Raw genomic sequence first — 13897 nt, forward strand, 5'->3', positions numbered from 1 at the left:
CCTTTTATTCTTGAGTCAAATCTACCGCATAATTAGCACGTTTACCTGACGGGAACATACCTGTAATAAAGAGTACCTGATCCGGAGACTTCGTAGCTTCTTTCATGACCTTTTCCAAGTCCTCTACAGTTTTCATCTGTACGCCATTGGCTTTTAAGATAATGAAGCCTTTACGAATACCGGCAGCTCCCATCTTGCCACTGTTAACACCTGTTACTTCAAGACCATAACCCAGATTCAGTTGTTTCTTCAATTCATCAGGTATAGGACGGAAAGCTGCACCAAGAATATCCATTCCTGCATCTTTTACTACTTTTGTAGTACCTTGTTCATTTTTCAGCGTCACTTCAACAGTCTTTTCTTTCTTATCACGTATCAATTTCACTTTAACCTTATCACCGGGACGATGTTTTGCCAAAGCTTCCTGTAAATCGGCAAATTTATGAATAGGTTTATCGTCAATACCGATAAGAACGTCGTCAACCTTGATATCGGCACCTGCAGCAGAACTACCTTCTACGATTTCTCCTACTAAAAGGCCATCAACAACACCTGATTTTTCACGAGCTTCCTTTTTAAATTCACTCAATTTCTTGCCACTCTTATCTACCGGACGTTGAGTATCACCCGGTTCTTCTACAAGCGGAGTAACAGCAACACCCAGTTTTACACGTTGAACTGTACCGAATTGTTTCAAGTCAGCAACAACTTTCTTCATGATACTGGTAGGAATGGCAAAACCATAACCCGTATTTGATCCCGTCGGAGAGAAAAGAGCAGCATTGATACCAACCAATTCACCGCGTGCATTTACCAAAGCCCCCCCACTATTACCTTGATTAATAGCAGCATCAGTCTGGATGTACGACTCAATGCTTTCCGTACCAGTCTGCTGCCCCATTCCTAACGAGCGTGCTTTAGCACTAACAATACCTGCAGTCACTGTAGAAGTCAGATTAAACGGATTACCTACAGCAAGCACCCATTCACCAACTTTCAATGCATCGGAGTCACCTACCGGAATAGTAGGAAAATCATCTCCCTCTATTTTAATCAAGGCAAGGTCCGTGACTTCATCCGTACCAATGATACGTCCTTTAAGCTGACGGTTGTCATTCAGCGTTACACTGATTTCATCCGCACCGGCAATTACGTGATTATTCGTTACGATATATCCGTCTTTAGAGATGATGACACCGGAACCAAAACCTGTACGTTCAGGAGTCTGAACCTGTCGTCTTTGTGTACCACCCCGACCACCAAAAAATTCACCGAAGAAATCAGAGAACGGGTCTCTAACTTCTACTTCCTGAACTTTGGAAGCTTGAGTAGAACGAATATGTACCACGGCGTGAACTGAATTTTCTGCTGCTTGCGTCAAATCTACAGGTTGCGCATCAACGGCATTATAAGAGGCCAAACGTACGTTCGGATTCTGCTGGAACATATCACTAAATGCAGCAGTACTATCAGCAGGCGTATTTTTTTGCAGCATCTTATAGGCGGTTAAACCTGCTACTCCTGAACTGAGAAGTACAATAGCTGCAACCCCAAGAATGTTTTTTGTTGTCTGTTTCATACTTAATTTCTATTCTTTTAATTGTTAATATTCAAATCTCGTTTAACATTTCGACGTTAAAATAACGACAAAAATCGTTCACTTATTCCGCTTGTCACTCTTTTTTGTTCTCTTTTAACAGTGAACTTTTGGGGCTTAACAGCGGTTAACGGCAAGACCTGACAATTTTACATTTATGCACGTTTACTGACGTGAAAATAAGGCAGATAGACGTTAAAACAAAATACATCCTTAATTATCAAGGTATTCTATATCCATGTGATAATCCCATTTCGGGAAGTAAAGATTGCCTCCCTCCCATTCCACTTCACCACGCTGGAAGTCAACGGTTTCACTGCGGGGATATTTCTTTTCGGGCATCAAAGGCATACCGTAGTCACTATTCACAATCATACGCCAGGAGTCGATGCCCCCCAGGAAGAAATATTCTTCATCTGCATTACGGGCGAAAGTAGGAATACCAAATGATTGATCTACAGGTACCCAACCGATACCTTCAAAATAGATCTCTGCCCAGTCATGCAGATTCCACGCTTTGGGATGCATCATGAAACCGCTTTGGAAATGCGCAGGAATGCCACTGATACGACAAAGTGTAATGAACAACAGACTAACCTGACCGCAATCGCCCTTATTGTTATCCAGAACATATTCGGGGATATTCTCTATTGTAGAGTATTCACGTGCAGAAGCCCAGGGAAAGTTATCATTCACCCAACGAAAGATGCGTTTAGCCTTTAAGAAGGGATTGGTTTCACCCTCTGTCAATTTGGCAGCAAGCTGACGCATACGCGGTGAAAAGATGATATGCTTCTCACGCTCGGCCGTATATTCCTTATATATAGAGGAGGTCGTGTCATAAGGCTGAACATCTTCCGGCTTCAGATTATGCCATTCAGCATTGGCAGTATACTCAAAGCTTTCGGAGAATACGGTCGGCTCATCCTGCACGGCACGTTTCTCCATATAAAGAGTGCTGTGAAGGCAATTCTGCGGAGAAAACGTATATTCCGGTTCGCTGGCAGCAATAAACTTCACATCCTGTTGTCGTGGCTGGTCAGTACGCGGATAAGGAAGCCAGCAACGAATCAACTCTCCGGCAGGAACAGCATTACTGTCTACAGTAAGAGTATAGGTGACACGCATCCGTTTAGGGGTTGTAATCGGATTACCACTCTTCTTCACACTTGCAATAACTTCAGGCAGATTTTCCATATTCACCTTTTCACTTCCACTAAAAGAAACACCGTCTTTCGCAGCTTTTATCTTATAGCAGGCAGAGTCCACGCGGAATAAGTTAGGCCCGGCATTGCGGAAATAACGTTTCTCGCCATCCAGTGTCATACATTCCAAAGCCTTGGAAGCTTCCCATTGACGCATTTGCTCATCAGTAACATCAGGAATATACTTGCGGATGTAGTCTTTCACTTCAGTTTCTGTACGAGAGAAATCGGTAAGGAGACGTTGATGCAGGTCTTCTTCCCAGGTGTAAGGCTTGTTTTCGGATTTCGTAGTACAAGCAGTGGCCAAGAAGAATAGAGCGGCGGCATACAATACTTTTTTCATAATGATTATTTTTATAGATGATGATGGGACAATACCCCTTTATAGTTTCACAACTCCGATACCCGGCAAATCGGGCAATGTAATCTTACCCTTTATCACTTCCATACCTTTGAAACGGTCGTTAGCAATAAGCAGATTGCCATCCAGATCGGCAAAATCAACTGCAGGAGAGAATTGAGCGGCGGCGGAACATGCACACGATGTTTCTGTCATGCATCCCACCATCACTTTCATACCCAAAGCACGCGCCAATGTCACCATCTTCCAGCCCTCGCGCATACCTGTACATTTCATCAACTTAATATTGATGCCATGGAATGCACCTTTCAAACCAGCCACATCGCTCAGCCGTTGCAAAGATTCATCGGCAAAGATAGGCAACGGACTTTGCTGCGTCACCCAAGCTATGTCATCCAACTGGGTCTTAGGCATTGGTTGTTCAATCATTACAATTCCTTTTTCATGAAGCCAATGTATCATGTCGATAGCATAATGTTTATCCGTCCAACCCTGATTAGCATCTACGGCAATAGGAAGACTGGTTACGGAACGAATGGTTTCAATCATCTCCTTGTCATTCTCACGTCCCAGTTTTACTTTGAGGATATTGAACTGATCCGCACATTCCTTCGTTTTCTCACGTACCACCTTGGGTGTATCAATGCCGATAGTGAAAGTAGTAGAAGGGGCTTTGTCCTTATCCAGCCCCCAAATCTTATACCACGGGGCTTGCAGCAATTTTCCCACAAGATCATGCAATGCAATATCTACAGCCGCTTTAGCAGCAGCATCTCCCGGCGAAAGTTTATCCACATAAGCCAGAATATCTTCCAACTGGAAAGGATCAGGAAACTGCCCGATGACATCCTGCACTTTCTTCAGGAAAGCCATTACACTTTCCATTGTACCCAACTCTTTCTGCAGATAGGGCGGCATGGATGCTTCGCCATAACCGGTAATTCCATCATATTCAATCTCTACTTGTACATCAGGAGTTGTGGTGCGTGAGTAAGTAGCCACCGTAAATACATGGCGCAACTTCAACTCATACGGGAAGAAACGCAATTTCATCCTGGCATTCACACCACTTTTATTGATATTGAACAGAGACGGGGTGCTTTCCCCTGCAAATACATTGTTAATAGCCACACTGGAACCTAATGCAGCGAAAGCCTCTGTTTTCAGGAAATCTCTTCTGTTTTGCATATGATTCGTTTTTTAATTATTAGATGATGATGGGAGAATTACGGATTATTCATAATAAGGGTTTGTTGCCGTTGTATTCAGGGATTCTTCCTTATCTATATAAGGTAACACACGCGTAGCAAACAACAGCCGTCCGAGGTTATATTCATCAAAGAGTTCGTCGGCAGGATCAAAACTACTGACATGCACATCTCCCTGTGAATGAATGAACCGTTTATCCCCAATATACATTCCCACATGTACCACACGCTCTTTACGATCTGCCGTAGCTTTACGGCCGAAGAAAATCAAATCCCCCGGTTGCAGGTTACTAAAATCAGGAGCAATATCGATATGCTCGCCCACATAGGCTTGTTGCGAAGCATCACGCGGAATAATAATATCATGTATGAACAGAATGGTACGCATGAAACCGCTACAATCAATTCCTTTGGAAGAAGTACCCGCCCAAAGATATGGAACGCCCATTAATGTGTGTGCCGTATGGATAATACTGGCAGCATCTTGTTTCAAAGAAGCCCGCCATCTACTTTCCGGCATAGAGATGGATTTTGAGATATACCCCGTCCGTCCATCAGGATAAGCAACTTTATAGTAAGCACCTTTGCTTCCCTCCCACTTCAAACGGTTACCTGCAACCACATCAGAAACAGCCTGGGAAGTTTGATTAGGTTCGGAATACACGAAGCCGTAATGAGAAGTCACCACAATTTTCTCTGCCGCATTCCAGGCATGAAGTTCTTCTTTAGTGACCGGATGAATACCTACACGGTGCACCCAGGCAATGTAATTATCCGGTGTCTGAATGCGATACCAGCCGTCGCGTTGCAACACGCGGATGGGCATTCCCATCAATCCCTGCGTCATCATTTCGGATGAGAAATCCGGTTCTACACGAAGATTGGATACTGATACATTAATGATACCATATGTTTTTCCTTCCAGCCCAACCTCATCCGGCAATACCTGCAGACAGTCCATCACCTTATAATTGGCTTTCGACAATCCATTGAGAAGAGCTGCCTTCGCTTCAGGAGAGGTGGTTACACCACGTAACATCACATTTTTACCGGCAAAGGAATAATCTACATCAAAAAGTGCCACTCGTTTGTCCGGGGCATACTGATGTTTCAAACTGTCGGATAATTGTGCCACATCAGCAGGAATAGTCCTGTCCCCGACTTCCGAAGCCGCCGAACATAACGAAGCGAAAAGGAACAGGGAGACGATAGGAATAAGTCTTTTCATTAGCTAAAATGATTTGGGGGTTATTAAGTATTAGCAAAGTTAGAAATAATTTCTATTTTGGTTATATATTTTTAGGAATATTAAGAGAGACAAATATCTCATTCTTCAGAAGAAGTTAAAAAACTCGGCAAGGTTTTGTATCCACTGGCATAAAAGTCGTATCTTTGCCAGACAAAAGCAGTTGGTCGGTCTGTCGCTTGCGTCTCGGCGTATGAGGAAAGTCCGGGCAACACAGAGCATCCCACTTCCTAACAGAAAGCTGTCCGCGAGGGTAGAGTAACGTAGAAGAAAACAACCGCCTGCGTCTTCGGGCGTCGGTAAGGGTGAGAAGGTGGGGTAAGAGCCTACCAGTCTTGTGGCAACACAAGGGCTGTGCGTCTTGGGAGTTGTAAGGTCATGTAAACCGACGCTATGAGAGCTGCTCGCTCCATGTCGGAGGGTAGACCGCTAAAGCTTGTATGGTGACATACGGCTCAGATAAATGATGGACACCTTGATGAATGAAGAATGAAGAATTCTTCCTGAAAACAAGGAACAGAACCCGGCTTACAGACCGACTGCTTTTTTTAATGAAGAACTGAGAATGAAGAATGAATAAACGTATTACTGCTCTTTGGAAATTCCTGACATACGACATTTGGCGTATTACGGAGGACGAAGTCACTAAAACGACCTTCTCCCTCTATAATATTATCAAAACAATCTATCTCTGCATTAACCGTTTCACCAAAGACAGACTGGTAAACAAAGCTTCTGCACTGACTTACAGCACACTGCTCGCCATTGTTCCCATTCTTGCCATCCTGTTTGCCATCGCACGCGGATTCGGCTTCGACAATCTTATGGAAAGCCAAGTACGAATGGGATTTGGAGGACACAATCAAACGACGGAAGTAATCCTGCAGTTTGTCAATTCTTACCTGTCGCAAACCAAGAGTGGCATATTCATCGGAGTGGGTTTAATCATGTTGTTATGGACGGTTATCAACCTGATCAGCAGCATTGAAATCACATTCAATCGTATTTGGGAAATAAAAAAAGCGCGGAGTATGTACCGTAAAATCACGGACTACTTCTCCATGTTCTTACTGATGCCTATATTGATTGTAATTTCGGGTGGTCTCTCTATCTTCATGTCTACCAGCTTAAAGTACATAGAAGACTTTGTTCTGCTGGCTCCTATCCTGAAGTTCCTGATACGCCTGATACCTTTCGTACTGACGTGGTTTATGTTCACGGGACTGTACATCTATATGCCGAATACCAAAGTAAGGTTTAAGCCTGCACTCATCTCAGGAATTCTTGCAGGAACGGCACACCAGGCATTCCAGTTTCTCTATATCAGTGGTCAGCTATGGGTATCGCGCTATAATGCCATTTATGGTAGTTTTGCCGCACTCCCTTTATTTCTGCTTTGGCTTCAGATATCATGGACCATTTGCCTGTTTGGCGCAGAGCTGACCTACGCAGGACAAAACATCCGGAATTTCAGCTTTGACAAGGATACCAAAAATATCAGCAGAAGGTTCCGGGACTTTGTTTCCATTCTTATCATGTCTCTTATAGCCAAGCGGTTTGAAGAGAATATTAAGCCGTACACTGCCGAAGAAATGTCCGAAGAATGCCAGATTCCTATCCGCTTGACGCATCAGGTGCTATACGAGCTACAGGAAATCAACCTGCTGCATGAAGTGGTAGATGAAAAAGACGAGGTAATCGGTTATCAGCCTGCAATGGACATCAACAAACTGAATGTCGCACTATTGTTGGACAGACTGGATACGCACGGTTCGGAAGATTTCAAGATCGATAAGGAAAAAGAATTCAGCGATCAATGGGATGTGCTGATGAAAGCACGCGAGGAGTATTATAAGAGTGCGAGCCATGTACTGCTGAAAGACTTGTAAAATTAAAAGTTGAAAATTAAAAATTAAAAGTCGTCTGTGCACTCATCTGCATAGCTTCTTTAATTTTTAATTCTCAATTTTTAATTTATTCAGTATTTATTGTAAGAAACCACCTTTTCTTTCGGCTTTCTTGCTTTCTTCCGCTTCTCTTTCACGGAATAGCCAATGGTGATAACCAACAGCAAGCGCTTGGAAGACGGAATACCGGTCAGCTTCTTGATTTCTTTCTCATCAAACCAACCGAGAATACAAGAGCCCAACCCTTCACTCTCGGCAGCCAATGTGATATGAGCAGTGGCAATGCCAATATCTATTAAAGGGAAATACTTGTCTTTAATCTTTGCACCCAGAAATGAAGTTACGTTCATTGATTCCTCCACCACCAAAATGTGTACAGGAGCATCTTTAGCAAACTTATTCATTCCCAGTCCGGCAGTGGCCTTACCTACTTTGACGGACAACTCCGGATCATTAATTACAACAAACTTCCACGGCTGCGCATTACAAGCCGAAGGTGCCAGACGGGCAGCTTCCAATATCCGTTCCAGCTTCTCAGGCTCAACAGGACGGCTCATATCATAAGCACGGTCGCTCTGCCGAGAAGCAACTAACTTCAGAAAATCTTCCATATCTATTAGTTAAACTGTATCATCCGGCTGATATACTTGCCGATAATATCAAATTCGAGATTCACTACACTACCTGCTTTGATATCGTGGAAGTTCGTATGCTCGAAAGTGTAAGGAATAATAGCTACCTGGAAAGTATCGTCTGTCGGGTTGCACACTGTCAGGCTTACCCCGTTCACAGTTACCGAACCTTTGTCTACCGTGATATATCCACGCTTGGCCATTTCCTTATCGAAAGTATACCGGAAAGTAAAGTAATAACTTCCTTCGGCATCTTCCACATTTATGCAAGTGGCAGTCTGGTCCACATGTCCCTGCACAATATGCCCGTCCAGACGGCCGTTCATCATCATGCTGCGTTCTACGTTCACTACATCCCCGACTTTCAGAAAGCCAAGATTGGAACGTTCCAATGTTTCCTTCATGGCAGTAACCGTATAGGAATCCTCCGTCATGCTGACTACCGTAAGGCACACACCATTGTGAGACACACTTTGGTCTATCTTCAATTCATTTACAAATGAGCACTTGAACGTGAAGTGTACGTTCTCTTGTTCTTTTACCAATGCCACGAGGGTGGCGCATTCTTCTACTATTCCGGAAAACATAAGTCTATTTATAATTTAGTGATTTACAATTCCTCATTCTGGTGGTACAAAGATAATGCAAATTGAGCGCAGAACTTTCATGCTTGCATGAAAAAGTTCTGCCGAGATGCAGTTTATCTTCTCTAAAGATACGAAATAAATGGGACATAGGTACAAAAAAATGGAGCTTTTCACAAAGCCCCATTTTTCAGTTTTCAATAGGTATTAGTTTTTTTTTAAGGTAAAAAGATTGTTTTCAGGATAACGCTGCAAATATAGCGGCTTTTCGAGATACTTACCAAATTTAAAAACATGTCTTATAACATCTTTTTGAAATTTCTTTGGTTTTATTACCACTTATGTAGCCTTTCTACACCCGCAATCGTTTTCAGTGGACAAATATATATCATTTTTCTAACAAACACTAAATTTTATCTAAAAAAGAGCTTATTTCTTAGTTAAAGGGTAATGTTCGTCTGTTTTTCCGCTATGTTTTAACACTTTTGCATCGATAAAGAAGACTATTTCTTCTGCAATGTTAGTGATGTGGTCGCCGGAACGCTCCAACTTACGGAACACACTTACCAGGTTCAAACAGGGCAGTACAGCCTCGGGATGCTGGGCAATGTAGTCTGCTAAAACAGTAGTAGCTTCTGCATTGATTTCATCCAATAAATTATCTTTAGCAAATACCGAAGTCGCCAAATCCTGATTTTCTTCCTGAAGAGCTTTCTTGGCAAGCTCCAGCATAGCAAGTACCTGCCTCTGCATTTCTTCCAGGCGCAATCGTTTCAGAAGTTCCGGATCAAGAACCGGTTCCTTGCAATTCAGAACGAAGCGGGCAATACCCTCGGCAAAGTCACCAAGACGCTCCAGATTCGTATTGATCTTCAGCATGGCAAGCACAAAGCGCAGGTCGATGGCTACAGGATTATACAAAGCAATGATATCTTCAATATCGCTGTCTATCTTCAATTCTAGGGCATTCACACGACGTTCACGTACCAGTACCTGTTGCGCCAGTTCACGGTCAAAGGTCAGCACAGCCTCCCCTGCCCTATCGAGCTGGTTATATACTAAGGTCCACATTTCGTCTATTTCTTTTTTCAGCAAGACGAGTTCCGATTCGATAAACTTTACCATAAATTTCTATTTTAAGATTACTTGTATCATGAATTAAAAGAAGCCCGAGGTTCCTTTTTGTTTCTCCACAGGAAACAAACGCTTACCCGAAGCGTCCCGTAATGTAATTCTGAGTCTCCACCTTATCAGGGTTCGTAAATATTTTCTTGGTATCGTCAAACTCCACCATTTGCCCCAGATAAAAGAACGCTGTTTTATCACTAACGCGAGCAGCCTGCTGCATATTGTGTGTAACGATAACAATCGTATACTGCTCTTTCAGTTCGTGAATAAGTTCTTCTACCTTAGCCGTAGAAATGGGATCGAGTGCAGAAGCCGGTTCGTCCATCAGTAACACGGAGGGAGATACAGCCATGGCACGAGCTATGCAAAGACGCTGCTGCTGTCCGCCGGAAAGTGCATAGGCAGAAACTTTCAGTTTATCCTTTACTTCATCCCACAAAGCTGCCCCTTTCAAGGATTCTTCTACACGCTGGCGGATGAAGCTACTGTCTGTCACGCCATTCACTCGAAGTCCATAGGCCACATTCTCAAAGATGCTTTTCGGAAAAGGATTAGGACGCTGAAATACCATACCTACCTTCTTGCGAAGTTCATCTACCTGAATATCTTTTCCATAGATATTCTCTCCATCGATATGAATCTCACCTGTCAGGCGGGTATTGGGAATAAGATCGTTCATGCGATTGAACAACCGGAGGAAAGTAGATTTGCCACATCCCGAAGGTCCGATAAATGCTACTACCGAACGTTCTTCTATCGACATGCTGATACCTTTCAAAGCATGGAAATCTCCATACCAGAAGTTTACATTATTTGTTTCTATTTTACCAATCATTTTATTTTCTGTTTTATTCCTGTTAGTTCATCTTTACTTTTTTCTCGAAATATTTTCGCAAAGCATTTGCCAGAAGATTTACCAAAAGGATGATTACGATTAAGACCAGAGCCGTGCCATAAGCCAGTGGAAGCTGGGCATCCATATCTGTGCCACTGGTAGAAATAACATACAGATGATAGGGCAATGCCATACACTGGTCGAGTATACTTGTGGGAAGTTGTGGAAGGAAATAGGCGGCACAAGTAAACAGGATAGGTGCAGTCTCGCCGGAGACACGTCCCAGAGCCAGAATCAGCCCCGTAATCACATTAGGCATCGCCATAGGCAGAACAACGTGCCAGATAGTCTGCAACTTGGTGGCCCCTAACGCACGGCTTCCCTCACGTAGAGTATCGGGAATGGCTTTCAACGCTTCCTCTGTGGTACGGATAACTAAAGGTACACACAGCAATCCCAACGTAAGTGAACCGGCCAGGATGCTATCGCCAAATCCCATATAGTTAACAAATAAAGCCATACCGAAAAGACCAAAGACGATGGAAGGTATGCCGCTCAGGTTGTTTGTCATCATTCGGATGAACCGGACTACCCAGCCTTTCGGCGCATACTCATTCATATAGATTCCACTCATCACTCCTACCGGAAAGGCAAACAGGGCACTGCCTATCATCAAATAGAATGTTCCGACAATGGCGGGGAAAATACCTCCTGCCGTCATGCCGTCCGTGGGGGCAGTAGTCAGGAACTCCCAGCTAATAACTCCCACACCTTTATATATAATGAAGCCGAGAATGGCAAAGAGTATCCCCACCACTGTCAGGCTCAGCAAACGGAATGTTCCGAATGCAATACGTTGCGAAAGATGTTTCCTATCTATCATACTTATTTTTCTTTTCTCTATAAGACATTATCTTTTCCGGGCTGACACAGCTTCTACCGTGAAGTTTATCAGCAAACTAATAAAGAACAGCACTACACCCAAAAGAAATAAGGCTTCATAATGTGCTCCCCCGGCAGGTGCTTCTCCCAGTTCCGCTGCAATCGTTGCAGGTATGGTACGCAACGGTTCCAGAATGGTATGCGGTATGACTGCCGCATTACCTGTCACCATCAGTACCGCCATTGTTTCGCCGATAGCACGTCCGATTCCCAATACCACACCGGAAGTGATACCTGATACGGAATAAGGTATCACCACCTTATATATGGTCTGCCATTGTGAAGCCCCCAATGCAAGGCTGGCTTCCCGCATGGCACGGGGACAGTTGCGCATAGCATCTTCCGTCACCGTTATAATCGTAGGCAATGCCATTATAGCCAATACGATGCTTCCCGCCAATCCACTTTCACCCACAGGCAGATTGAATACTTTCTGGATGAATGGTACAATCACAATCAGTCCGAAGAAACCATAGACCACCGATGGAATGCCACTCAGCAACTCAATGATCGGTTTCAGCAGATTACGTATCCTGGAATTTGCCACTTCGGACATATAGATAGCAACTGAAAGCCCAAAAGGCAATGCTATCAGGATGGCAAATAAACTCACCCACAGTGTACCGGTTATTAAGGGTAGAAAACCGAATTGTGCGGCAGGTGTAGCCGTCGGAAACCATTCCGCCCCCGCAAAGACATCTTTCACCGAAATGGTGTTATCCTGCAATAAGTGGACGGAATCCGGACGAACAATAAACTGTTGCGGTACAAAAGCAATAATGCCTGGCGTACGTTCCACCAGTTCGGTAATCTTTACTCCGGCATGTTCATAAGCTGCCCCCAGTTCTTCCTCGGTATAATACTGAGTGATATCTTCCAAACGGAAAAGCCGGATGGGCATATCCTGCCCCCCGACTTCATTCCAGTTTGTTATCTCCTCATCGAAAACATCTTTTATCTGAGCTGGGGTTAGCTCACTTACCTTATTATCTTTATTCAGTGCCAATACATATCCTTCTTCAATGACCCGACTGTTGAACAGTCCCAACGCCTCGGAAAAGAGAAACAGGATGATGAGCACAATGGTGATGCTTGTTACAAAACCGCTACAAGCTAACACTCCTTCTATTATTTTCTCAAAAAGCTTCTTCATAAATGCCTATTGAATTTCGTATGCAAAGAAACCGCGTCGATGTTAAGAAAGTGTGACTAAGGTTTGAAAGAAATGTTTCAAACCTATTACAAAAGCGTTACAACCTCCAAAAACACAAGTTTTGTAATTAGATTGTAATGCGCAATTGTTTTATTTGCAATCAATAAACAAATAGAATAATATTTGGGTTCTATTATCACCCCATTTCAAGTATAATAAAATTCATTATAAATAGAATCAAAAACAATTTTGAATAAAATGAAAACAATAAGTATCATCCTACTCCTGACATTAGCTGTAAGCAGCCTACAGGCGCAACGCATCAAAGGCAGTGACACCGTACTACCTGTAGCACAACAGACTGCCGAAAGATTTATGGCCCTCAATCCCGACGCCCGTGTTACCGTAACCGGTGGTGGCACCGGAGTGGGTATTTCCGCTCTATTGGACGGAACGACAGATATTGCCATGGCATCCCGCCCCATTAAATTCAGTGAGAAGATGAAAGTAAAGACAGCCGGAAAAGAAGTGGAAGAAGTGATCGTAGCTTACGATGCCCTTGCCGTTGTGGTTCACCCCTCCAATCCCGTAAAGCAACTGACGCGCCAACAACTGGAAGATATCTTCCGAGGTAAGATTACGAATTGGAAGCAAGTGGGTGGAGATGACCGTAAAATCGTGGTGTACTCTCGCGAAACATCTTCGGGTACTTATGAATTCTTCAAAGAAAGTGTTCTCAAAAATAAAAATTATATGAGTAGCAGCCTCTCTATGCCTGCCACCGGTGCCATTATACAATCTGTCAGCCAAACGAAGGGAGCAATAGGATACGTAGGATTGGCTTATCTTTCCCCTCGCGTCAAATCACTGTCCATATCTTACGACGGGACACACTTTGCCCCACCTACTATGGAGAGTGCTACAGATAAGAGTTACCCCATTGTGCGGCCTCTATACTATTATTATAACACAGAAAACTCCGAACAAGCAACCCCTCTCATTCATTTCATCCTTTCACCTGCAGGTCAGGAAATCATTAAAAAGAGTGGATATATTCCCGTGAAATAAGAATATACGAAAAAAAAGCCTTACTTTTGCG

Annotated in this window: 12 protein-coding genes and 1 other RNA gene; 3 read left to right on the top strand and 10 right to left on the bottom strand. The window is 43.5% G+C overall.

Annotated features, from left to right (window positions below; all coding sequences use genetic code 11):
- Positions 1-4: 4 nt before the first annotated feature.
- From BACINT_RS16000 to BACINT_RS16015, 4 genes are all read right to left on the bottom strand, one after another.
- Entirely contained in the window at positions 5-1579 is a 1575-nt protein-coding gene (locus BACINT_RS16000) for a trypsin-like peptidase domain-containing protein (RefSeq protein WP_007664880.1), read from the bottom strand.
- Between the two features lie 231 nt (positions 1580-1810).
- The gene (locus BACINT_RS16005; RefSeq protein WP_007664889.1) at positions 1811-3145 is read right to left on the bottom strand and encodes a transglutaminase-like domain-containing protein; all 1335 of its coding nucleotides are present in this window, start codon (positions 3143-3145) and stop codon (positions 1811-1813) included.
- Positions 3146-3184: 39 nt separating this feature from the next.
- The gene (locus tag BACINT_RS16010) at positions 3185-4351 is read right to left on the bottom strand and encodes a dipeptide epimerase (RefSeq protein ID WP_007664892.1); all 1167 of its coding nucleotides are present in this window, start codon (positions 4349-4351) and stop codon (positions 3185-3187) included.
- 45 nt (positions 4352-4396) lie between these two features.
- The gene (locus BACINT_RS16015; RefSeq protein WP_007664895.1) at positions 4397-5599 is read right to left on the bottom strand and encodes a C40 family peptidase; all 1203 of its coding nucleotides are present in this window, start codon (positions 5597-5599) and stop codon (positions 4397-4399) included.
- A 177-nt stretch (positions 5600-5776) separates the two neighbouring features.
- Here BACINT_RS16015 and rnpB point away from each other — a divergent pair.
- Both rnpB and BACINT_RS16020 read left to right on the top strand, forming a co-directional pair.
- Positions 5777-6164: RNase P RNA component class A (gene rnpB / locus BACINT_RS23430), an RNA gene on the top strand.
- 25 nt (positions 6165-6189) lie between these two features.
- The gene (locus BACINT_RS16020; protein ID WP_007664898.1) at positions 6190-7506 is read left to right on the top strand and encodes a YihY/virulence factor BrkB family protein; all 1317 of its coding nucleotides are present in this window, start codon (positions 6190-6192) and stop codon (positions 7504-7506) included.
- A gap of 89 nt (positions 7507-7595) precedes the next feature.
- On the opposite strand, the gene BACINT_RS16025 is transcribed toward BACINT_RS16020, so the two are convergent.
- From BACINT_RS16025 to pstC, 6 genes are all read right to left on the bottom strand, one after another.
- On the bottom strand, positions 7596-8135 hold the full coding sequence (locus BACINT_RS16025) for a nitroreductase family protein (RefSeq protein ID WP_007664900.1): 540 nt from the start codon (positions 8133-8135) through the stop codon (positions 7596-7598).
- A 5-nt stretch (positions 8136-8140) separates the two neighbouring features.
- Positions 8141-8743, bottom strand: a complete 603-nt coding sequence (locus BACINT_RS16030; protein WP_007664903.1) for a riboflavin synthase — start codon at positions 8741-8743, stop codon at positions 8141-8143.
- Between the two features lie 426 nt (positions 8744-9169).
- Positions 9170-9865, bottom strand: a complete 696-nt coding sequence (gene phoU / locus BACINT_RS16035; protein ID WP_007664909.1) for a phosphate signaling complex protein PhoU — start codon at positions 9863-9865, stop codon at positions 9170-9172.
- Positions 9866-9947: 82 nt separating this feature from the next.
- On the bottom strand, positions 9948-10703 hold the full coding sequence (gene pstB, locus BACINT_RS16040; RefSeq protein WP_007664912.1) for a phosphate ABC transporter ATP-binding protein PstB: 756 nt from the start codon (positions 10701-10703) through the stop codon (positions 9948-9950).
- Positions 10704-10725: 22 nt separating this feature from the next.
- Positions 10726-11586 (bottom strand): phosphate ABC transporter permease PstA, encoded by an 861-nt coding sequence (gene pstA, locus BACINT_RS16045; RefSeq protein ID WP_007664917.1) that lies wholly within the window; start codon positions 11584-11586, stop codon positions 10726-10728.
- 27 nt (positions 11587-11613) lie between these two features.
- Positions 11614-12798, bottom strand: a complete 1185-nt coding sequence (gene pstC / locus BACINT_RS16050) for a phosphate ABC transporter permease subunit PstC (RefSeq protein ID WP_007664920.1) — start codon at positions 12796-12798, stop codon at positions 11614-11616.
- A 258-nt stretch (positions 12799-13056) separates the two neighbouring features.
- On the opposite strand from pstC, the gene BACINT_RS16055 reads away from it, so the two are divergent.
- The gene (locus BACINT_RS16055; protein WP_007664923.1) at positions 13057-13866 is read left to right on the top strand and encodes a PstS family phosphate ABC transporter substrate-binding protein; all 810 of its coding nucleotides are present in this window, start codon (positions 13057-13059) and stop codon (positions 13864-13866) included.
- The last annotated feature ends 31 nt before the right edge of the window (positions 13867-13897 follow it).

The sequence above is a fragment of the Bacteroides intestinalis DSM 17393 genome, from assembly GCF_000172175.1.
In the GTDB taxonomy this organism is placed as follows: domain Bacteria; phylum Bacteroidota; class Bacteroidia; order Bacteroidales; family Bacteroidaceae; genus Bacteroides; species Bacteroides intestinalis.

Coding starts and splice junctions, on each gene's coding strand:
- BACINT_RS16000 (WP_007664880.1), bottom strand. CDS start 1,579: ATGAAACAGACAACAAAAAACATTCTTGGGGTTGCAGCTATTGTACTT.
- BACINT_RS16005 (WP_007664889.1), bottom strand. CDS start 3,145: ATGAAAAAAGTATTGTATGCCGCCGCTCTATTCTTCTTGGCCACTGCT.
- BACINT_RS16010 (WP_007664892.1), bottom strand. CDS start 4,351: ATGCAAAACAGAAGAGATTTCCTGAAAACAGAGGCTTTCGCTGCATTA.
- BACINT_RS16015 (WP_007664895.1), bottom strand. CDS start 5,599: ATGAAAAGACTTATTCCTATCGTCTCCCTGTTCCTTTTCGCTTCGTTA.
- BACINT_RS16020 (WP_007664898.1), top strand. CDS start 6,190: ATGAATAAACGTATTACTGCTCTTTGGAAATTCCTGACATACGACATT.
- BACINT_RS16025 (WP_007664900.1), bottom strand. CDS start 8,135: ATGGAAGATTTTCTGAAGTTAGTTGCTTCTCGGCAGAGCGACCGTGCT.
- BACINT_RS16030 (WP_007664903.1), bottom strand. CDS start 8,743: ATGTTTTCCGGAATAGTAGAAGAATGCGCCACCCTCGTGGCATTGGTA.
- phoU (WP_007664909.1), bottom strand. CDS start 9,865: ATGGTAAAGTTTATCGAATCGGAACTCGTCTTGCTGAAAAAAGAAATA.
- pstB (WP_007664912.1), bottom strand. CDS start 10,703: ATGATTGGTAAAATAGAAACAAATAATGTAAACTTCTGGTATGGAGAT.
- pstA (WP_007664917.1), bottom strand. CDS start 11,586: ATGATAGATAGGAAACATCTTTCGCAACGTATTGCATTCGGAACATTC.
- pstC (WP_007664920.1), bottom strand. CDS start 12,798: ATGAAGAAGCTTTTTGAGAAAATAATAGAAGGAGTGTTAGCTTGTAGC.
- BACINT_RS16055 (WP_007664923.1), top strand. CDS start 13,057: ATGAAAACAATAAGTATCATCCTACTCCTGACATTAGCTGTAAGCAGC.